We start from the raw sequence: 18,548 nt of genomic DNA on the forward strand, positions 1-18,548 counted from the left end.
GGCGCTCGTCGCGTGGTGAGCAAGCTGGATTGCCGGATCAAGTCCGGCAATGACGCAGAATATGGAGTGAGCGCCGTGCGTCTCTGATCCGATGTCATCGTCGACGCGCCGTGCATCCTCCCCTCATGGTGAGGAGCGCGGCACCGCCGCGCGTCTCGAAGCATCGGGCCGAAGCGTTGCGGTGATGATGCGATGCGGCCTCATCCTTCGAGGCGCGGCTGTGCCGCTCCTCAGGATGAGGAGGAAGGGTGTTGCGCATCAACCGTTGTGATGAGGGAAGCGCATCCCCTTGTTCAGCGTCATCACCGGGCCGGCGCGCAGCGCCGTGACCCGGTGATCCAGCTTTAACAGGCCCTCGTCGTGTGGTGAGCAAGCTGGATTGCCGGATCAAGTCAGGCAATGACGCAGAATATGGAGTGAGCGCCGTGCGTCTCTGATGCGATGTCATCGTCGACGCGCCGTGCATCCTCCCCTCATGGTGAGGAGCGCGGCACCGCCGCGCGTCTCGAACCATGAGGCCTAAGCGTTGCGGAGACGATGTGATGGGGCCTCATCCTTCGAGACGCGGCTGCGCTGCTCCTCAGGATGAGGATGATGGTGCAGAGGCGATTGCGGCGCGTGGTCCATAGCCAGCATGAGCGCAGCGACATGCGGGATGGGCGGTGTCGTGGATCCCGGGTGTCGTTTCGCGCTTCCGGGCGACCGTCATCCGTCGACGTCGCTATCCCGCCGGAGCGGGCACGGCCTTGGGCGCCGCAGCCGGCGGGGTCGGGGTCATGCCCATCAGCCAGCGTATCGGCGGCCACGGGCGGATCAGCCAGTGATAGACCACGAGCGAGATCACGGTCGACGACAGCGTGATCAGCGACACGGCGAGCCACACCGGCAGCGCCAGCGGCAGCAGCAGCGCACCGATGGCGAGCAGCGGCGCGTGGTGGACGATGTAGATCGGCAGCATCGCCTCGTTGATGTAGGTCACCGCCGGATGCGCCGGCGGCGCGAGGCGGGCGAAGCCGCCGAGGGCGGCGCCGACCGCGGACCAGCTGAGGATGCCGATGAACACGCGGCCCATGGTCGACTCGCCGCAGATCATGACGCCGATGAAGGCTGCGATCATCAGCAGCGCGAGGCGCGGCGCCTCGTTCTTCATCCCGGTCTCGAAGCCGGGCCAGGCGGCAATGCCGGCGCCGATGGCGACGCACAGCGTGAAGTAGGCGAAGTTGGTCCAGTCCTGGATCAGGTTCGGCAGGTACGGCCAGAAGCCGTTGAAGATCGCGAGCAGCGCCGCCATCGGCAGCGCCGGCAGGTAGACCATCCAGGCGGGCGGCACGCGCAGGTTCGGCGGGCGGCGCAGCAGCACCATCAAGAGCGGCAGCACCAGCACCGACATCAGGAACAGGTAGGCCAGGAAGTAGAGATGCGACCAGGTCACCTGCTTGATGAACTTGAGGTTGCGCGGGAAGAATTCGAAGAAGCTCTCCTGCAGCGGCTCGACGTAATGCAGCCCGGTGAGGCTGATGTCGCGGCCATGGCTGAGCTCGATGTACTTGATCATCGAGCCGAACACGACGACGCCGAAGATCAGCGGCACGAGGAGGCGCGTCGCGCGCTCGCTCAGGAAGCGCCAGGGGCCGCGTCCGCGCAGCGACTTCAGCGACGCCCAGCCGGCGAGCACGAACCAGCTCGTCATCAGGGTCGGGCGCAGGAATTCGTACATCGTCGAGGCCACCAGCGACGGCTCGGCGCTCTTGAGATGGTAGCGCGGCTCCACCGCGAAAATCAGCAGGGCATGGGCGAGGATCACGCCGAAGCACAGCACCACACGCAAGAGATCGATATCAGTCCGCCGCATGGGTCCCCGCATGCTGAAATCTGGAAGGCCGGAATCGCGACATTCCGGCGCGCCCCGGGCCGCCGACTAAGAGGGTGTTTGTGGCGGTCATGGGGCTGTCATCAACCTGCACCCGGAATGGGCCACACTGTCAAGCGGGGCGGGGCAGAGCCCGACGGGCGGTCTCGGGGCACGACGGACGCGTGTCCACGCGGCGGAGGGTGCGCGACCTGCTGTCGCGGGGCGCCCGGGGCTTGTGAACAGGGGTTGCAAACCGCAAAATTATCAGGTGATTCCGCGGCTCGACCCGACGGTATCGGGTGAGGGAAGAGCGGCGACGGCATGATCGCCGCCGGGTGACGCACAAAGCGACGGTTGAAGTTCGGACAATGGCGAAGTCGTCGAAACTGGTGGTGGCGAAACGGGGGCGGGTGCTGCTGGTGCGGCGCCGGCGTGATCGCCTGTGGATGTTCCCGGGCGGGCGGCGGCGGGGCACGGAGAGCGAGAAGGCCTGCCTGCGCCGCGAGATCAAGGAAGAGCTGCCCAAGCTCAAGCTGGGCCGGCTCAAGCTGTGGAAGGAAGTCACGACCCGCAACCGCATGTCCGGCCGCAAGATGAGCGATGCCATCTTCGTCGCCGACAAGGCGACGGGGGAGCTGGTCATCGGTGACAAGAAGGAAATCGATCGGGCGATCTGGCGCAAGCCGCGCGGCATCCGCCTGACGCCGACTTCGCGCTACATCCGCGACAAGCTGTTTCCCAAGCGGCCGAGCCGCTGAACGGCTGCGCCGGCCGGGCGCTGTTCGCCCCGGCAGGCGGGCCGCACCGGCCGCGCCGCGGCCGAAGGCGGATTCAGGGTTTCGCGGCCGCGTCGTCCTCGCCGCGCTCGCCGTCCGATCCGGCGGCAGGCTTGGTCTCGGACCTGGTCTCGGCCTTGCTTTCTATCTTGCTTTCCGTCTTGCCGGCCGGCCGGTCGCCGGCCCTGGCGGATTTGTCCGGGGCCTTCTCGGCCGCCTTGTCGCCGGGCTTGTCACCTGGTTTGGCCGGGCGCGGTGGCGTGTTCAGGTTCCAGATGTCTTCCGCCTTCGGCAGAACCTCGCTGGTTCTGGACATGGGTCGTCTCCTTCGCCGTCCCCCGGTGACCCCGGCGGTCCCCATAGCAAAGCCCAGTTTTGTTAAAGATCTTGTCCTTGTGCGGGCGGGAGGCTGGATCATCTCTCTGGATCATCTCTTGGGTGTACCGGCGATTTGTTCCCGAAAAGGTTGTGCCCGCGTCCCGCTAGATCGTCGCTGCGACGGCGCGCGCCACCTCCGCCAGCACCGCCTCCTGCGCCGCGGTCGTCCCCGGCGCGGCGGCGAGGTAGGCGGCGACCACGATCGGCCCGCGGCCGGGCGGCCAGATCACGCCGATGTCGTTGGTGGCCACACCCTCCCAGGTGCCGGGCTTGTTGGCGATGCGCCAGGCCGGCGGCAGGCCGACGCGCAGGCGCCGCGTCGCGGCGTCGCGCGCCGCGATCATCCAGCCGGTGAGGCGCGCGCGCGAGGTCGCCGACAGGGCGTCGCCGAGCACGATGCGCTGCAGTGTCCGCACCATCGCGGCCGGCGAGGTGGTGTCCCTGACATCGCCGGGCGCGACACGGTTGAGGTCGAGTTCGACACGGTCGAGCCGGGTGACATCGTCGCCGAGCGAACGCAGATAGACGGTGAGCGCCGCCGGGCCGCCAAAACTGTCGAGCATGAGATTGGCGGCGGTGCTGTCGCTCACGGTCACCATCACCTCGCAGAGTTCGGCGACCGTCATGCCGCCGGCGCCGGCGTGGGGTTTCGTCTCCGTGAACGGTGGCACCAGATCGCTTTCGCTGAAGACGATGCGGCGCTCCAGCCGCTCCTCGCCGCGATCGACCCGCGCCAGCACGCACGCCGCCGCCAGCGCCTTGAACGTGCTGCACAGCGCAAAGCGCTCGTCGATGCGGCGGCCATGGACCTCGTCGCTGGCGACATCGAGCACGGCGACGCCGAGCCGGCCGCCGCTCGCCGCCTCGATCTCGGCGAGGCGCGTGTCGAGCGCGCGTCGACCGGCCTCGGCGCGCGCGGGCGCCGGCAGCATCGGCGCCGCCAGCAAAGCCGGGGCCGCCAGCAGCGACGCGGCGAGCGCCCGGCGCGTGAGTGCGAGTGGCATGTCGTGAAGGTCTCCAGGCGGATGTCGGATCGATCAGTGGACGCTATAACGCCGCGCGTGCCGCATGGCCGAATGCGAAGATCTCGGGGCATGCCCTAGAAAATCTGATGGGTCGACCGCGGTGTTGGCTCCGGGCGCGCGTCAGCGGAAAAGCGCGCGGGGCCGTGTTTCCCGTTGCGGCGTTCCGTGCTGACGTCGGCACGGTGTTGATGTCCGTGTGATCGATATGATGTCTCGCTGCGTCGCCTGCGTCGTCGCCGGCATTCTCGCGCTCATGCCTCTTGCGGTCCGGACCGAACCAAGAGTCGCAGTGTGCATCCGTACGCTGCATCCGCAGGAATGCCGGCAGCGCTGCGGTGCAGACAACGAGTACCTTTCAGCGTGCATGCGAAGCATATCGAACGACGATGCGCGAGGCTTCGACAAGCCGCAGCAAGCCGAAATAACCGAAATCGAATCGTCTGCTATTGCCCGGTTCCCGGAAACTGCCGCAGATAGCTCGCGAGCTGCGCCTTGATCTCCACCATCTGCGCGCGGCAGCGCTCGTCCTGTTCCTGCAACTGGCGGCGCTGGAATGCCTGCGAGCGTTCGACATGCTGGCGCACCAGTTCGCGCTCGGAGATCTCGCCGATGAGCCGGCGCGTTTCCGGTTTCATCTCGCCTTGCTGTTCTGGTTTCATGGCGTTGCACTCCCGGCTGCGACCTGAAGTGTCGGCATGCGCGGCAAACGCGTCAATTCGTTGTCCCCATGGAACCCGGCGCCGCAGTCCAGCCATGCCGCATGCGCTGTTCCCGACCGCGGGGCGGCATGGGGTGCACGACGATTCGCGCGGCAGCACGGGCCGCATGCGGGTGCGCCGTGATGCGCGGCGCGTCAAAAGCAAAAAGCCCGGCGTCGGCCGGGCTTTTGCGAATCGGAGAATTCAGGCGCTGGAATCGCAGGCGGCGCGATGCGCGGTGGCCCGTTTGCGTTGGCGAGCGTCAGTTCGACGCGAGGTGTTCCTCGGCAGCCGGAAGCAGGGTGTAGATCACGTCGTTGGCGTTGGCCGGGGTGCCCTTGATCAGGCCAGCCTGTTCCAGGCGCTCGTAGCGGGCCCGGTTGATGTGACCGGCCGTGTACTTGCGGCCATCGGTACGCTTCATCGACTGCAGCAGCTTCAACGCGTCGTCTTCGAGCTTCATTTCAGTTCCCTGTCCAAAGCGTCACACGGACTCAAACATCCAGATGACGCTATGGTGACGTGGTTAACCAAAGGTTAACGCGCCGTCCAGCCACTGTCACGTGTGCGGGAGGCGCGGGACTCGCTGTGATTCGTGGCGGGGCGGAAAATACCGCCGCGAATCAGGTGGGGCGGCAAATGCCGAGGTCCGCGGCATGTTTGCCCCTCATCCTCATGGTGAGGAGGCGCACAAGCGCCGTCTCGAACCATGAGGCCGGGGCATTGCGGGCCATCGCGGAGTGTGGGCGGGCCTGATCCTTCGAGACGCAGGCTGCGCGTGCTCCTCAGGAGGAGGGGAGATGTTCCTGCTCGCCCCGGCGTTGCGCCAAACGCCCTACGCCTTGTGGCCGAGATAGGCCGCGACGTTGCGCTTGATGCGGGCGAGCGGGGCTTCGGAGGGATCTGGCAGCGGGAACGGGGTGCCGGTGATGCGCTCATAGGCGCTGACATAGATCGCGGCCGCTTCGAGAATCACCTCTTCGGGGATCGGCGGGATCGGATCCTTGTAGGGGTCGCAGCGCGCGGCGACCCAGCGGCGCACGAAGTCCTTGTCGAAGGTGTCGGGCGGCGCGCCGGCGTCGAACTTGATGGGATAGCTCTCGGCCAGCCAGTAGCGGCTGGAATCCGGCGTGTGGATCTCGTCGGCGAGCACGAGGCCGCCGCCCTCGTCGAAGCCGAACTCGTACTTGGTATCGACCAGGATGAGCCCGCGCGTCGCGGCGATCTCGCGGCCGCGCGCGAACAGCTTGAGCGCGACAGCCGAGACTTCGTCCCACTGCGCCTGCGTGAGCAGGCCACGCGACACCACCTCCGCGCCGCTGAGCGGCGCGTCATGGTCGCCATGGGCCGCCTTGGTGGTCGGGGTGATGATGGTCTGCGGCAGTCTTTCGTTGTCGCGCAGCCCGTCGGGGAACGCGTGGCCGTACATCGTGCGCTCGCCGTTGCGATACATCTGCAGGATCGAGGTCGAGGTGGTGCCGGCGAGGTAGTCGCGCACCACGATCTCCACCGGCATCATGGTCAGCCGCCGGCCGACCAGCACGTTGGGGTCGGGGTAGGCGACGACATGGTTGGGAACGATGTCGCGGGTCTGGTCGAACCAGTAGCGGGCGACGCCCGTCAGCACCTGGCCCTTGAGCGGGATCACCGCGAGGTTGACGTCGAACGCGCTGATGCGGTCGCTGGCGATCAGGATACGCCGGCCGTCGGGCAGGTCGTAGTTCTCGCGGACCTTGCCGGCGTAGTGGCCGGGCAGGTCGGGCAGATGGGCGTCGGCGAGGGTGTAGCGGGCGAAGGGTTTCAGGTCTGCGGCTGTCGTCATCCCGTCACTATAAGGAAGGAGGCGCGCGGCCGGAAGCGCCGCGTGCGCCGCTGTCCACCGGGCCCGGCGGCCAGGTTTCAGGCGAGCATCGCGGCGACGAGGGCGGCGCTGAGCAGCGCGATGCCGGACACCGCAAGGCTGAGGAAGCCGAGGATCCAGCTGTCGAGGGTCGGGCTGTCGAGGTCCGGGGTGTCGAAGTCGGCGGTGTTACGATGCGCTCCGGCGCGGCGCAATCGGGCTGGGACACGCATGTCACACTCTCCCATCGCTGAGAGCAGAGCTTGGCGCTCAATTGATTAAAACTTTCGGAATCGGCGGGAGGCCCGCTGTGGCGCGGCAGGATCGGCGTTGTCGCGCGACCGCGGGCCGGAAGGCGCGGGCGCGTCGCACTGCGTTGACAGCGCCACGCGCGCCGGGGTTGAGTGCGGTGGAACCGGGAGAGGACGCATGCGGCTCGTGGGAGCGATCGGAGTGATCATGATGCTGGCGACGCCGGCGTCGGCGACTTGCGTCTGCCGCTGCGTCGACGGCGAGATGCAGCCGCTGTGCAGCAACAGCATCGACATTCCGCCGGTGTGCATGCCCACCGTCTGCGCCATCGTGCCGCCGTCGATCACGCCGATCGCCCCGCCTTCGATCCCGCCGCTCGGCACCTCCGAATGCAGTCAGCGCCAGGTGCAGAACCCCGACACCGGGCGCTACGAGTGGCAGCGGGTGTGCGAGTGAGGGGGCGCGAGCCCTTGGGACAAACGCTCGCCATTCCCGCATGTCGCGGCGCTCATGCGGGCGAGGCCGCTCTATCGCAACGATTGTCGTAATGAGCGCACGCGGCGCGCGCCACATTCAGCGTGAGTGCCGGACTTGATCCGGCAATCCAGCTTGCTCACCGCGCGACGAACATCCCCAAGCTGGATCACCGGGTCTCGCCGCTGCGCGGCGGCCCGGTGATGACGCAGGGAGTGTAGAAGCGCATCGCGCGCGAACAAAAGCACGATCCTCTCCCCGTCATCCTGAGGCGCGAGCGTTAGCGAGCCTCGAAGGATGAGCGGCCGGAGCATCGAAGCCCGTGCAGTCGCATCGAAGGCTGCGCAGTCGCATCGACGTCCGGGCCGTCGCCCTTCGAGGGCCCTGCTGCGCATGGCCACCTCAGGGTGACGGATCACACCGGAAGATGCAGCGTGGTGATCATATGTCGTGAGTGCTCCTGCGCCGCAGCTGAGCGTCCACGACGCGTTGACTCCAACCCGTCATCCTGAGGTGCGAGCGTAGCGAGCCTCGAAGGATGAGCGGCCGGAGCATCGAAGCCCGCGCAGTCGCATCGAAGCCTGCGCAATCGCATCGACGTCCGGGGCCGTCGCCCTTCGAGGGCCCTGCTGCGCATGGCCGCCTCAGGGTGACGGATCACGCTTGAAACGGCTCACATTTAAAACGGGTCGCACCTTAAACGGACCACAGCTGAAGCACTTCCGCGCGGCAGCCCTACTTTCCATCCTCCGCCAGCACCTTGCACAGCCGCTGCGCGCTGGCAGCGACGGTGTCGATGCTGTCGGCATAGCCGCTGCGGATCCAGCTCTTGGCGATCTGCACCATGGCGCCGACGGCGCCGGCGCGCGCCAGCGCGGTGGCCTTGAGGCGGGCGTTGGCGTCGGGCGCGAAGGTGCGTGACAGCAGCTCGCCGAACGCGCGCAGCAGCGCGCTCCACACCTCGTCGACCGCCGGGCCGACGCGTGCGATCTCGATGACGAACAGCCGCGCGCCGTTGGGGTCGTCCTTGAGGATCTGGTAGTAGCCGCACAGCACCGCGCGGCCGCGCTCCTCCGCCGGGCCCTGATGCTCGCGGCGGATGGTGTCGAGGCAGTCGATCACGCGATGCGACACGGTGTCGAACGCCGCGATCAGCAGCGCCTCGCTGTTGGCGAAGGATTCGTAGAAGTAGCGCTCGGTGAGGCCGGCCGCCTCGCACACCGCCTTGACGGTGGTGGGATAGCCCTGCGAGCCGTACAGCGTGATCGCCGCCTCGATCAGCCGCTCGCGCCGCTCGCGCTGCCGCTCCTCGGCGGAAACCCCCGCGTACTGCCGTGCCCGTGCCGCCGTCGCCATGCCCGTCCGTCTCGTTCCCTGGCCATGTCGGTTCAAAACGGCCGAAACCGGCCTTGACATGGCGCATTGTCAGATGTTCAATTCTGACAATAACGCATGTCAGAAGACGTGTCCAAACAAAGCGAGCTGCAAAGCAAGCCAAGCCAAGCCAAGCCAAGCCAAGCCAAGCCAAGCCAAGCCAAGTCGGGCCGGGCGAACAGGCGGGCATCAAGGGAGTGACGAGATGGGTCCGGTGGGCAATGCGGCTGCGCGGCAGCAAACCGACAATGTCGTGACGTTCGAGACCCGCGCCGCCGATCCCGCAGCGCGCCGCGGCGAGCCCCAGCACTATGACGTGCTGGTGATCGGCGCCGGCATCTCGGGCATCGGCGTCGCCTATCACCTGCAGCGCGACTGCCCGAACAAGACCTTCGCCATCCTCGAGGCGCGCGACGCCATCGGCGGCACCTGGGACCTGTTCCGCTATCCCGGCATCCGCTCCGACAGCGACATGCACACGCTGGGCTATCGCTTCCGGCCCTGGCGCGGCGAGAAGGCGATCGCCGACGGCCCCTCGATCCTCGCCTATCTCAACGACACGGCGGCCGAATACGGCATCGACCGCAAGATCCGCTTCCGCCATCGTGTGACGCGCGCCGAATGGTCGTCGAGCGAGGCGCGCTGGACGCTCGACGTGACGACGCCGGACGGGCCGACGACGCTGACCTGCAATTTCCTGCAGATGTGCAGCGGCTATTACGACTACACCGCCGGCTACATGCCGGGCTGGCCGGGCATGGACAGTTTCAAGGGCACCATCGTCCATCCGCAGGCCTGGCCGAAGGATTTCAACTACGACGGCAAGCGCGTGGTGGTGATCGGCAGCGGCGCCACCGCGGTGACGCTGGTGCCGGCGATGGCCGAGCGCGCCGCTCATGTCACCATGCTGCAGCGTTCGCCGACCTACATCGTGTCGCGCCCGGCGAAGGACCCAATCGCCAACTGGCTGTATGCGAAGCTGCCCGAAGGGCTCGCCCATGGCCTCGCGCGCTGGAAGAACATCCTGCTGCAGATGTATTTCTACAACATCGCGCGTCGCAAGCCCGAGCAGGCGAAGAAAGCGATCATCGGCCTTGCGAAGCAGGAGCTCGGGCCCGACGTCGACGTCGAGAAGCATTTCACGCCGCGCTACAATCCGTGGGACCAGCGGCTGTGCCTCGTGCCCGACGGCGACATGTTCAAGGCGATCCGCGACAAGCGCGCCGACGTCGTCACCGACGAGATCGACACCTTCACCGCGACCGGCATCAAGCTGAAATCCGGCGAGGAACTGCCGGCCGACATCATCGTCACCGCCACCGGCCTCAACATGAAGCTGATGGGTAACGCCGACATCGTCGTCGACGGCAAGGAGTTCGATCCCGGACAGTCGCTGAGCTACAAGGGCATGATGTTCAGCGACGTGCCGAACTTCGCCTCGACCTTTGGCTATACCAACGCGTCGTGGACGCTGAAGGCCGACCTTACCGCCGAATATCTCTGCCGCATCCTCAACCGCATGGACCGCGGCGGCTATGCCTATTGCACGCCGCGGCGCGATCCGGCGATGGCCGAGGACACCACGCCGCCGCTCGCCTCCGGCTACATCCAGCGGGCGCAGGCGCATCTGCCCAAGCAGGGCGCACAGGTGCCGTGGAAGCTTTATCAGAACTACGCGAAGGACATGCTGGCGCTGCGCTTCGGCAGGATCGACGACGGCACGCTGGTGTTTTCGAAAGCGCCGCAGGCGGCTGCCCGGCCGCTGGCGAAGCAGGCGTGATGGCCGCGGGGATGGTCTGTCTTGCTCCGCACCTTTCCCTCATGGTGAGGAGCGCGGCAAAGCCGCGCGTCTCGAACCATGAGGCCGAAGTCGTGCCCCACACGCATCCTTCGAGGCACCCGCTGCGCGGGCTCCTCAGGATGAGGCGGAATAAGGCCCCCAGACTTTCATGTGTCGTCGCCGGACTTGTTCCGGCGACCCCGATAAGGGGCGCACGGCGTCCCCAAGCGAGGTGGCCGGGACGAGCCCGGCCACGACAAAGAGACGCGAAGCGAACCGACGAAGGTCGTCTGACGATTCAAGCCCTGCCATGACGACCTGATCAATCACCTGCATTCAAAGGAAACGTCCTCCATGTCCAGCCGCATGAACCTTGCCGACCGCACGGCGGTGATCACCGGCGCCGGCAGTGGCATCGGGCGGGGCATCGCGCTGGCGCTGGCGCAGCGCGGCTGCCATCTCGCGCTCGCCGACATCAGCGAGGCCGGCCTCGCCGAAACCGTGGCGCAGCTCACGGCGCTCGGCAACAGGAAGCTGCGCATCAGCCGCCACAAGCTCGACGTCGCCGACCGCGACGCCACCGCGGCTTTGCCGCAGCAGGTCAGCGCGCAGCATCCCGGCGTCGATCTCCTGTTCAACAACGCTGGGGTCGCGCTCGGCGGCACCTTCGAACGCGTCTCCGAGGAGAACTTCGAATGGCTGTTCGAGATCAATTTCTGGGCGGTGGTGCGCCTCAGCCGTGCCTTCCTGCCGCTGCTGCGCGCCAGCTCGGATGCGCGCCTCGTCAACGTGTCGTCGATCTACGGCATTATCTCGCCGCCGGGGCAGGCGGCATATTCCGCCAGCAAGTTCGCGGTGCGCGGTTTCTCCAATGCGCTGCGCCATGAACTCGCCGGCAGCAATGTCGGCGTCACGGTGGTGCATCCCGGTGGCGTCGCCACGCGCATCGCCGACAGCGCCCGCCATGCGGATGATGCCACCAACGAGGAGATCGAGCAGGGGCTCGCCCGCGCGAAGCGGATGCTGACCTTGCCACCGGAGCGCGCCGGTGAGATCATCGTCAGCGGCGTCGAGCGCCGCGCCGCCCGCATCCTTGTCGGCAACGACGCCAGGATCATCGCGCTGCTGGAGCGGCTCGCTCCGGTGTCATATTGGAACACGCTGCAGAAACTGCTGGTGCGCTCATGACCGTGCTTGTCATTCTCGTCGTCGTCCTCGGCCTCATCATTGCGGCTCTGGTGTCGTTCTCCGCCAGCATGGCGCGCAAGGTCGAGGCGGCGCTGCCGCCGCCCGGCCGCTTCATCGATGTCGATGGCTGTCGCCTGCACTATGTCGACACCGGTGGCGACAAGCCTCCGCTGGTGATGATTCACGGCCTCGGCGGCACGCTGTTCAACTACCGCTATGCGCTGATCGATCGCCTGTCCGCCGACTTCCGCGTCATCGCGGTCGATCGTCCGGGCTCGGGCTATTCCGAGCGGCCGGCGGACCGCTCCGCCGCGCTCGGCACGCAGGCGACGACGCTGGCCGCCTTCATCCGCGCGCTCAAGCTCGACAAGCCGCTGCTGGTCGGCCACTCGCTCGGCGGCGCGCTGTCGCTGGCGATCGCGCTGGGACATCCGGACTGCGCCGGCGCGCTGGCGCTGATCGCGCCGCTGACTCATGCGCAGGACGAGGTGCCCGAACCGTTCCGCGGCCTCGTGGTGCCTTCGCCGCTGGTGCGACGGATCATCGCCGCGACGCTGGCGGTGCCGCTGTCGATCCGCCGCGCGCAGGCCACACTTGCGGTGGTGTTCGGGCCGGACGCCGCGCCCGCCGACTATGCGACGCGCGGCGGCGGCCTGCTGGGCCTGCGGCCGAAGAGTTTCTACAACACATCGACCGATCTCGTCGCCGTCAACGACGACCTGCCGGCCATGATGGCGCGCTACGCCACCACGCTGACGCTGCCGATGGCGATGCTCTACGCCAAAGGCGACCGCATCCTCGACTATCGCGCCCAGGGCGAGGCGATGAAGCGCGTCTGCCCGGCGCTCGACCTGACGCTGCTGGACGAGCACGGCCACATGCTGCCGATCACCGCGCCCGAGCGCTGCGATCAGCTGATCCGCGCCGTCGCCGCCCGCATGCCGGCGGCGCGCGCGGTGGCGTGAGAGGCGAGGTCAGGCATCCTTCTTTGAAACCGGCTTGCGTCGGCGCTCTCGAACAACCATCAAATATCTGTCGACGAGATCCTGGGGAATCAGCCCGGGTGGTGCTCGATCGAGAAAGTCGCGCTCGAAGCCGAAGTCGGGAACTCCCTGGAGCGGTTCGAGCGCGATCATGTCCTCCAGCGTTTGCGCCAACTCTTCTCCGCGCTTGAGCCGGACGAGTATTCTTGCCTTGAGACGCAGCGCTTCCGATACGCGTCGGTTCGTGCGTTTCGCGCGTTCCGCTGCCAGTTCGGCAGCCTTCAGTGCCTCATCCTGATCTTCGGTGAAAAAGTGAAGCCGACCGGCGCGTTCGATCGGGAGGCGAACGTCGTCGGGAAACATGGGGATCGTGCGATCGAGGAGAGCCAGAGCTTCAGCGTCGCGTCGGATGTGGCACAGTTCGCTCGCCTGGATGGAAACGAGATCGAGATAGTCGAACTCAGTTTCGAGGACTTCCTCTTCGATTCTTCCGATGACGTCTTCAGGTGCATATACGGACTTCAACTCAAGAAGCCACTCGTGGCGCTTGAACATTCGGTCGTCGCGCCGCCGCCATTTTTCGTCCGCCATCGCCGTCTCCGCTCGCTATTCCATCCCTATTTGTTCGGCTACAGCTTCCGCGTCCTGCGTGCCTTGTCCTCTTTTAGGCGTTGACGTGTGAATTGCCGTTGCTTCTTGTCGATCGCTGCGTCAAGCCAGTCGCAGAGTTCCCAGTGGAAGTCGAGCCCATCTGCCCAGGGAAGCACCCTGGGGAAGACGGCCTCGTACGGAAGGGCCCCCGGTACCATCCATCGCCTTCGCCTATCGAGCCATTTTCGCAGTGCGGCCGCGGCGATGAGCGTGACTTGCAAACCGTCCATGCCAAGAGCCAAATAGATGCTGTCGTCTCCGACACCGGCGAGTTGGAATGCACACGCCCAACCTGGTGTCTCACTCGTTCGGTACGGAATTCCCATTCGCGCCGTGACGGCTTTGCGGGCCTTCCCGACCAGAACGGTATACTCAACCAACAGAGGCTCGTCCCACACGGTCTTTGGCGTTTTAGCCATATCGAGCGTCCCTGCCTGTCTCAGCCCGTTCGTAAAATCCAACGTATCCGGAACAGTTGCTTAGCGGGCGGCCAGCGAAGCATCGTCTGATGGACGTGCGGATGCAAGCAATGCAGGCGACACCATCATAGTGCGCCGTTGCTGTCGAGCACGCCCTTCTCGCATCATCGGTGGCCGTCGATCGTCATCATCGTTGCCGCGCCGGGCGGCCGAACAGTGTCACGCAGGCCTGCCGCAGCCAGCGATGGCCGGCGTCTTGGCTTTTACTTCTGCTGACGAAGTCCAAGGGTCTTCTCCAGGTCCCTGGAGTCTTGTGACGCGGGTTTGCCGCCTGCGCTACAGTCGGACCGCCCGGGGATGTCCTTGAGGTCGATCGCGACGCCTGCGAACATCACGGGCACGACAAAGTCTGCGGTGCGTTCGCGTATCTCCTGCGGAAATGGCGGTAGTGGCACGGCGCGATCGAGCATGTCGAGGGCCTCCTGGTCGAGCACGCTCCGACAGGACGAAGCGTTGATGCTCTTCTTGAGGAGCCGGCCGCTCGCATCGAGGGTAAATGCAATTCTCACCGTCCCGCGTGGCAATCCGGAATCGTTCGGGAAGTGTTTGAACCTGGCGATGTGGGCGTGCAATTCCAGAACATAAGCTTCTTTTGCGCTTCTCTCTGTTGCGTCCGCGAGGGAGGAAGGAAGAGCGGTGAGACTGGCCAGGATCGCTAGCATGCGAAGCACATGCCTGCCGCGCGTATGTGTTCGCCGTTCAGTGAGGGCAGAGCTGGCCCGATCATCTTCCGCGCGCGCGGCGGAAGCCAGCGGGACGGTGGTTGTGACAAATGCAATCAGTCGCACCATCGTCACTCCGGCGGATGCAGTCCGATCGCGCGATCGCGTTCGCGGTCTTTCTGCCGCGGCGTCTGACAATCCAGCCGAGGATTGGGCTGGTTGCCTCCGAAGACGACCGGAACAATGTATGAAACTCCTCTTGGAACGTCGGCCGGAAATGGGGAGGCACGCTCCAGTGCGGCCAGGACTTCCCGATCAAGTGCTTCCGAACAGGAGCCGATGAGGATGTTGCTGTTCAGAATGCGCCCTTCATGGTCCAGCTTGAAACGCAAGACGACGGATCCCGAGGCGCCCCGGATGTCAGGGGAATTCCGCATGGATTGCACGATGCGCGTGACGGCTTCATCTGGAAGGCGCTTGTGTTCCGCCTGCCTGAAAGTGAAGGGGACCACAAACAGGCCGTCATGGCCTGGCGGTGGAGCGGGAAACGGCGAAGCGCGCAAAATCGCATCCATGGCGGCAAGATCGATGATCTCGTATCCCGATGATTGGCGCACGCGCTGGCTCACAAGGGCGCCGTCTGGAGCGAGCCGAAACTCGATCTGTGCTGTCGCGGGGGGGCCTGACCAGCCGCTCGGGAAGCTGGCGAAGCGGGACGCGTGCGCATGAATTGCCTGGAGCTCTTTCCAATGCGGTTCTTCCTGGGCAACCGCAGAGCACGTGAGGAGCAGGGCAATAGGCAGCGGCAAGAATGAGCGAAACATCATCTGACTGAAATTGCTGAAGCACGGAACAGCTCGACACCATCACGGCGCGCCTCCGCAGTCGAGGGCGCGCTTTGTCGCGTTCAGCGAGCGCCGTCGATCGTCATCATCGTTGCCGCGCCGGGCGGCCGAACAGTGTCACGCACGCCTGCCGCAGCCAGCGATGGCCGGCGTCGCGGTGGTAGCGCTCGTGCCAGTACTGCGCTACCGCGATCGGCGGCATCGCCAGCGGCGGGCGGAAAGTCGCAAGGCCAAGCCGCGGGCCGATGGCCTCCGCGAGGTTGGCGGGCAGGGTCGCGACGCCGTCGCTGTCGGCGGCGGCCACCGCTGCGGCGACGAAGCTCGGCAGCCGCAGCAGCACATGGTCGGGCGCGATCGCGGTCTCGATCGCGTGCTGCGCCATGGCGTGCGCGGCATGGCCGGTGTCCGACGCAGTGACCAGGATGTGGCGCGCGGCGCAGAAGTCAGCGAGGCGCGGCAGCCGCGCGCGGCGCGGATGATCACTGCGCACCACGGCGAGATAGCCGTCGGTGTAGAGCAATTGCCGCCGCAGGTCGCCGGGGGCCCTCGCATAGGCGCCGAGCGCGAGGTCGGCGTCGCCGCTGGCGAGGCGCGCCTCCATGGCGCGGGCATCGAGCGGCAGCGCCTCGAGCTGCAGGTGCGGCCCGGCCGCCGCTATCTGTCGTCCGCCATCGCCGTCTCCGCTCGCTATTCCATCGCTATTTGTTCGGCTACAGCTTCCGCGTCCTGCGTGCCTTGTCCTCTTTTAGGCGTTGACGTGTGAATTGCCGTTGCTTCTTGTCGATCGCTGCGTCAAGCCAGTCGCAGAGCTCCCAGTGGAAGTCGAGCCCATCTGCCCAGGGAAGCACTCTGGGGAAGACGGCCTCGTACGGTAGGGGCCCCGGTATCATCCATCGCCTTCGCTTATCGAGCCACCTTCGGAGTGCCGTCGCGGCGATGAGCGTGGCCTGCAAACCGTGCCTGCCAAGAGCCAAATGGATGGCGTCGTCTCCGACGCCGGCCAATTGGAATGCACATGCCCAACCAGGCACTTCATTCGTTTGATAAGGAATGCCCATCCGCGCCGTGACGGCTTTGCGGGTCTTCCCCACCAGAACGGTATACTCAACCAACAGAGGCTCATCCCACACGGTCTTTCGTGTTTTAGCCATATCGAGCGTCCCTGCCTGTCTCACCCCGTTCGTAAAATCCAACGTACCCGGAACAGTTGCTTAGCGGGCGGCTAGCGAAGCATCGTCTGATGGACGTGCGGATACAAGCAATGCAGGCGACGCCATCACAGTGCGCCGTTGCTGTCGAGCACGCCCTTCTCGCATCATCGGTGGCCGTCGATCGTCATCATCGTTGCCGCGCCGGGCGGCCGAACAGTGTCACGCACGCCTGCCGCAGCCAGCGATGGCCGGCGTCGCGGTGGTAGCGCTCGTGCCAGTATTGGGCCACCGCAATCGGCGGCATCGTGAGCGGCGGGCGGAAGGTCGCGAGGCCGAGCCGCGGGCCGATGGCGTCGGCGAGGTTGGCGGGCAGGATGGCGACGCCGTCGCTGTCGGCGGCGGCGACTGCCGCGGCGACGAAGCTCGGCAGCCGCAGCAGCACATGGTCAGGCGCGATCGCGGTCTCGATCGCGTGCTGGGCGATGGCATGGGCGGCATGACCGGTGTCGGACGCGGTGACCAGGATGTGGCGGGCAGCGCGAAAGTCGGCCAGCCGTGTCAGGCGGGCGCGGCGCGGATGGTTCGCGCGCACCACGGCAAGATAGCCATCGGTGTAGAGCAACTGCCGCCGCAGGTCGGCCGGCGCGCGGGCGTAGGCGCCGAGGGCGAGGTCGGCGTCGCCGCTGGCGAGGCGCGCCTCCATGGCGCGCGCGTCGAGCGGCAGCGCCTCGAGCTGCAGGTGCGGTCCGGCCGCGGCGAGATGGGCGGTCAGCGCCGGCAGGAAGCGGATCATGCCGACATCGCTCAGCAGCAGGCGGAAGCGACGGTGCGACGCGCGCGGCTCGAACGGCAGCGTCGCCGGCGCGGCGAGGCTGTCGGCGGCGCTGAGCAGATCGCGCAAGGGCGCCAGCAGCGCCGCGCCCTTCGGCGTCGGGCGCATCGCCTGGCCGTCGCGCACCAGCAGCGGATCGTCGAAATGGCGGCGCAATCGCGCCAGCGCCTTGCTCAGCGTCGGCTGGGTGGTGTCGAGCCGCGCCGCGGCGCGCGTCAGCGAGCCCTCGCTCAGCATCGCCTGCAGCAGGCGCAGGTCGCGCAAGTCGGGCGATGGATCATTCCCGATCGGCATGGTCACCATTCTCCGGACGGCATCGCCAGCACAATGGCGGCAGGTCTAGCCTGCGGTCAAGACGGCGCGAACAGCCCGCCGGACAACGACAACAGAGGATGTGGAGGAGCGCGATGGCGAAGTTCAGGATCGAGCCGCATTTCCGGCTGCAGGAGTGGGTTGCCGAGGAAAAGGGCTATTTCCGCGACGAGGGCCTTGACTACGAGTTCCGCGAATTCATCCGGTCCACCGCCGGTGCGCATCATGTGACGCACGGCGCCAGCGGTGCGTTCCAGAGCATCGAGAAGGGCCGCGACGCCAACATCACCTGTGCCTGCCACTGGACGGTCAACGTCGCGGCGTCGCGCGGCCACACCAAGCTGTTCGCGGATGCCTATTCGGTGGCGCCGTCGGGCATCTTCGTGCGGGCGGAGTCGCCGATCAGGACGCCGGCCGATCTCGCCGGGGTGCCGATCTCGGTCGGCTTTCAGTCCGGCAGCCACTACGCCACTATCCAGGCGCTGGAATCCTACATGCCGGCGGACCAGATCAAGCTGTCCTATGACGAGGGCATGCTGTTCAGCCGCATGGAGGCGTTCTTCGAGGGACGCGCGCAGGCGGCGACGCTGTTCGGCGGTCCCTATTACTTTGCCGAGCAGCTCGGCTACCGCAAGATCATCGACACCACCTTCATGATCGGCGCGATGATCAACGGCGATCCCGACATGGCCGACGTGCGCAAGTATTTCGAGGCGCTGCGCCGCGCCCAGCGCGACATCGACCTGCGGCCCGAGCTCTACACCCACTACTACAAGATGGAATTCCCGGAGCGCTTCCACGCCGCGATGGATACCCGCCGCTGGGGCCCGGGGGAGCGCATCGTGTTCGAGCCCTACAGCCGCGCGGTGTTCGAGCAGTCGTTCGACTGGATCGCGCGCCACGAGATCTTCGAGGCCGGCAGCATGGGCTCGGGCAACTATGACGACGCCACCGTGTCGATGGCGCTGACGTGAGCCATCGCCGCCGCGCGGATGC

The 18,548-nt window shown here is 66.5% G+C and carries 19 protein-coding genes; 6 read left to right on the plus strand and 13 right to left on the minus strand.

The features are described 5' to 3' along the window. Positions 1–721: 721 nt before the first annotated feature. The gene (locus tag JQ639_RS28975) at positions 722–1,852 is read right to left on the minus strand and encodes an acyltransferase family protein (RefSeq protein WP_211962882.1); all 1,131 of its coding nucleotides are present in this window, start codon (positions 1,850–1,852) and stop codon (positions 722–724) included. A gap of 368 nt (positions 1,853–2,220) precedes the next feature. On the opposite strand from JQ639_RS28975, the gene JQ639_RS28980 reads away from it, so the two are divergent. Further along, entirely contained in the window at positions 2,221–2,610 is a 390-nt protein-coding gene (locus JQ639_RS28980; RefSeq protein WP_211962884.1) for an NUDIX hydrolase, read from the plus strand. 73 nt (positions 2,611–2,683) lie between these two features. Here JQ639_RS28980 and JQ639_RS28985 read toward each other — a convergent pair whose 3' ends face one another. The 6 genes from JQ639_RS28985 to JQ639_RS29010 form a co-directional block, all read right to left on the minus strand. After that, a complete protein-coding gene (locus JQ639_RS28985) occupies positions 2,684–2,944 on the minus strand; it encodes a hypothetical protein (protein ID WP_211962886.1) in 261 nt (86 codons plus the stop codon). 166 nt (positions 2,945–3,110) lie between these two features. Next, positions 3,111–4,010, minus strand: a complete 900-nt coding sequence (gene bla / locus JQ639_RS28990) for a class A beta-lactamase (protein WP_211962888.1) — start codon at positions 4,008–4,010, stop codon at positions 3,111–3,113. A 464-nt stretch (positions 4,011–4,474) separates the two neighbouring features. Then, positions 4,475–4,786, minus strand: a complete 312-nt coding sequence (locus JQ639_RS28995) for a hypothetical protein (protein ID WP_211962895.1) — start codon at positions 4,784–4,786, stop codon at positions 4,475–4,477. A 205-nt stretch (positions 4,787–4,991) separates the two neighbouring features. Continuing rightward, positions 4,992–5,192, minus strand: a complete 201-nt coding sequence (locus JQ639_RS29000; protein WP_211962897.1) for a hypothetical protein — start codon at positions 5,190–5,192, stop codon at positions 4,992–4,994. Between the two features lie 372 nt (positions 5,193–5,564). After that, positions 5,565–6,551: a phosphoribosylaminoimidazolesuccinocarboxamide synthase gene (locus JQ639_RS29005; RefSeq protein ID WP_211962899.1), complete on the minus strand. Its 987-nt coding sequence runs from the start codon at positions 6,549–6,551 to the stop codon at positions 5,565–5,567. Positions 6,552–6,628: 77 nt separating this feature from the next. After that, positions 6,629–6,802 carry a hypothetical protein gene (locus JQ639_RS29010; RefSeq protein WP_211962901.1) on the minus strand — a complete coding sequence of 58 codons (174 nt, stop codon included), beginning with the start codon at positions 6,800–6,802 and terminating at the stop codon, positions 6,629–6,631. Positions 6,803–6,998: 196 nt separating this feature from the next. On the opposite strand from JQ639_RS29010, the gene JQ639_RS29015 reads away from it, so the two are divergent. Continuing rightward, on the plus strand, positions 6,999–7,277 hold the full coding sequence (locus JQ639_RS29015) for a hypothetical protein (protein ID WP_211962903.1): 279 nt from the start codon (positions 6,999–7,001) through the stop codon (positions 7,275–7,277). A 753-nt stretch (positions 7,278–8,030) separates the two neighbouring features. Here the strand turns inward: JQ639_RS29015 and JQ639_RS29020 are convergent. Next, complete coding sequence (locus JQ639_RS29020; RefSeq protein WP_211962905.1) at positions 8,031–8,651, minus strand: TetR/AcrR family transcriptional regulator; 621 nt, start codon at positions 8,649–8,651, stop codon at positions 8,031–8,033. Between the two features lie 223 nt (positions 8,652–8,874). Between JQ639_RS29020 and JQ639_RS29025 the strand changes: the two genes are divergently transcribed. The 3 genes from JQ639_RS29025 (at position 8,875) to JQ639_RS29035 (ending at position 12,602) form a co-directional block, all read left to right on the plus strand. Continuing rightward, positions 8,875–10,449 (plus strand): flavin-containing monooxygenase, encoded by a 1,575-nt coding sequence (locus JQ639_RS29025; protein ID WP_211962907.1) that lies wholly within the window; start codon positions 8,875–8,877, stop codon positions 10,447–10,449. A gap of 354 nt (positions 10,450–10,803) precedes the next feature. Continuing rightward, positions 10,804–11,637, plus strand: coding sequence for an SDR family NAD(P)-dependent oxidoreductase (locus tag JQ639_RS29030; protein ID WP_211962909.1), 834 nt, complete (start codon positions 10,804–10,806; stop codon positions 11,635–11,637). Continuing rightward, positions 11,634–12,602, plus strand: coding sequence for an alpha/beta fold hydrolase (locus JQ639_RS29035; protein ID WP_211962911.1), 969 nt, complete (start codon positions 11,634–11,636; stop codon positions 12,600–12,602). The genes JQ639_RS29030 and JQ639_RS29035 overlap by 4 nt, the downstream gene beginning before the upstream one ends. 9 nt (positions 12,603–12,611) lie before the next feature. On the opposite strand, the gene JQ639_RS29040 is transcribed toward JQ639_RS29035, so the two are convergent. The 5 genes from JQ639_RS29040 to JQ639_RS29060 form a co-directional block, all read right to left on the minus strand. Beyond that, a complete protein-coding gene (locus tag JQ639_RS29040) occupies positions 12,612–13,211 on the minus strand; it encodes a hypothetical protein (RefSeq protein WP_211962913.1) in 600 nt (199 codons plus the stop codon). A 742-nt stretch (positions 13,212–13,953) separates the two neighbouring features. Next, a complete protein-coding gene (locus JQ639_RS29045; RefSeq protein WP_211962915.1) occupies positions 13,954–14,541 on the minus strand; it encodes a TonB family protein in 588 nt (195 codons plus the stop codon). A 2-nt stretch (positions 14,542–14,543) separates the two neighbouring features. Next, positions 14,544–15,239, minus strand: coding sequence for a TonB family protein (locus JQ639_RS29050; protein ID WP_211962917.1), 696 nt, complete (start codon positions 15,237–15,239; stop codon positions 14,544–14,546). Between the two features lie 103 nt (positions 15,240–15,342). Continuing rightward, a complete protein-coding gene (locus JQ639_RS29055; RefSeq protein WP_211964943.1) occupies positions 15,343–15,948 on the minus strand; it encodes a LysR substrate-binding domain-containing protein in 606 nt (201 codons plus the stop codon). 647 nt (positions 15,949–16,595) lie between these two features. Then, the gene (locus tag JQ639_RS29060) at positions 16,596–17,534 is read right to left on the minus strand and encodes a LysR family transcriptional regulator (protein WP_211962919.1); all 939 of its coding nucleotides are present in this window, start codon (positions 17,532–17,534) and stop codon (positions 16,596–16,598) included. A 113-nt stretch (positions 17,535–17,647) separates the two neighbouring features. On the opposite strand from JQ639_RS29060, the gene JQ639_RS29065 reads away from it, so the two are divergent. After that, on the plus strand, positions 17,648–18,526 hold the full coding sequence (locus JQ639_RS29065) for an ABC transporter substrate-binding protein (protein WP_211962921.1): 879 nt from the start codon (positions 17,648–17,650) through the stop codon (positions 18,524–18,526). Positions 18,527–18,548 lie beyond the last annotated feature (22 nt).

This window comes from Bradyrhizobium sp. U87765 SZCCT0048, assembly GCF_018131225.1.
Lineage (GTDB): Bacteria > Pseudomonadota > Alphaproteobacteria > Rhizobiales > Xanthobacteraceae > Bradyrhizobium_A.

What these genes read in the sequence shown, in the direction of transcription:
- JQ639_RS29015 (WP_211962903.1), top strand. Translation starts at nt 6,999, where the DNA reads ATGCGGCTCGTGGGAGCGATCGGAGTGATCATGATGCTGGCGACGCCG.
- bla (WP_211962888.1), bottom strand. Translation starts at nt 4,010, where the DNA reads ATGCCACTCGCACTCACGCGCCGGGCGCTCGCCGCGTCGCTGCTGGCG.
- JQ639_RS29060 (WP_211962919.1), bottom strand. Translation starts at nt 17,534, where the DNA reads ATGCCGATCGGGAATGATCCATCGCCCGACTTGCGCGACCTGCGCCTG.
- JQ639_RS28995 (WP_211962895.1), bottom strand. Translation starts at nt 4,786, where the DNA reads ATGGCTGGACTGCGGCGCCGGGTTCCATGGGGACAACGAATTGACGCG.
- JQ639_RS28985 (WP_211962886.1), bottom strand. Translation starts at nt 2,944, where the DNA reads ATGTCCAGAACCAGCGAGGTTCTGCCGAAGGCGGAAGACATCTGGAAC.
- JQ639_RS29050 (WP_211962917.1), bottom strand. Translation starts at nt 15,239, where the DNA reads ATGATGTTTCGCTCATTCTTGCCGCTGCCTATTGCCCTGCTCCTCACG.
- JQ639_RS29020 (WP_211962905.1), bottom strand. Translation starts at nt 8,651, where the DNA reads ATGGCGACGGCGGCACGGGCACGGCAGTACGCGGGGGTTTCCGCCGAG.
- JQ639_RS29035 (WP_211962911.1), top strand. Translation starts at nt 11,634, where the DNA reads ATGACCGTGCTTGTCATTCTCGTCGTCGTCCTCGGCCTCATCATTGCG.
- JQ639_RS29040 (WP_211962913.1), bottom strand. Translation starts at nt 13,211, where the DNA reads ATGGCGGACGAAAAATGGCGGCGGCGCGACGACCGAATGTTCAAGCGC.
- JQ639_RS29045 (WP_211962915.1), bottom strand. Translation starts at nt 14,541, where the DNA reads ATGGTGCGACTGATTGCATTTGTCACAACCACCGTCCCGCTGGCTTCC.
- JQ639_RS28975 (WP_211962882.1), bottom strand. Translation starts at nt 1,852, where the DNA reads ATGCGGCGGACTGATATCGATCTCTTGCGTGTGGTGCTGTGCTTCGGC.
- JQ639_RS29065 (WP_211962921.1), top strand. Translation starts at nt 17,648, where the DNA reads ATGGCGAAGTTCAGGATCGAGCCGCATTTCCGGCTGCAGGAGTGGGTT.
- JQ639_RS29000 (WP_211962897.1), bottom strand. Translation starts at nt 5,192, where the DNA reads ATGAAGCTCGAAGACGACGCGTTGAAGCTGCTGCAGTCGATGAAGCGT.
- JQ639_RS29025 (WP_211962907.1), top strand. Translation starts at nt 8,875, where the DNA reads ATGGGTCCGGTGGGCAATGCGGCTGCGCGGCAGCAAACCGACAATGTC.
- JQ639_RS29030 (WP_211962909.1), top strand. Translation starts at nt 10,804, where the DNA reads ATGTCCAGCCGCATGAACCTTGCCGACCGCACGGCGGTGATCACCGGC.
- JQ639_RS28980 (WP_211962884.1), top strand. Translation starts at nt 2,221, where the DNA reads ATGGCGAAGTCGTCGAAACTGGTGGTGGCGAAACGGGGGCGGGTGCTG.
- JQ639_RS29010 (WP_211962901.1), bottom strand. Translation starts at nt 6,802, where the DNA reads ATGCGTGTCCCAGCCCGATTGCGCCGCGCCGGAGCGCATCGTAACACC.
- JQ639_RS29005 (WP_211962899.1), bottom strand. Translation starts at nt 6,551, where the DNA reads ATGACGACAGCCGCAGACCTGAAACCCTTCGCCCGCTACACCCTCGCC.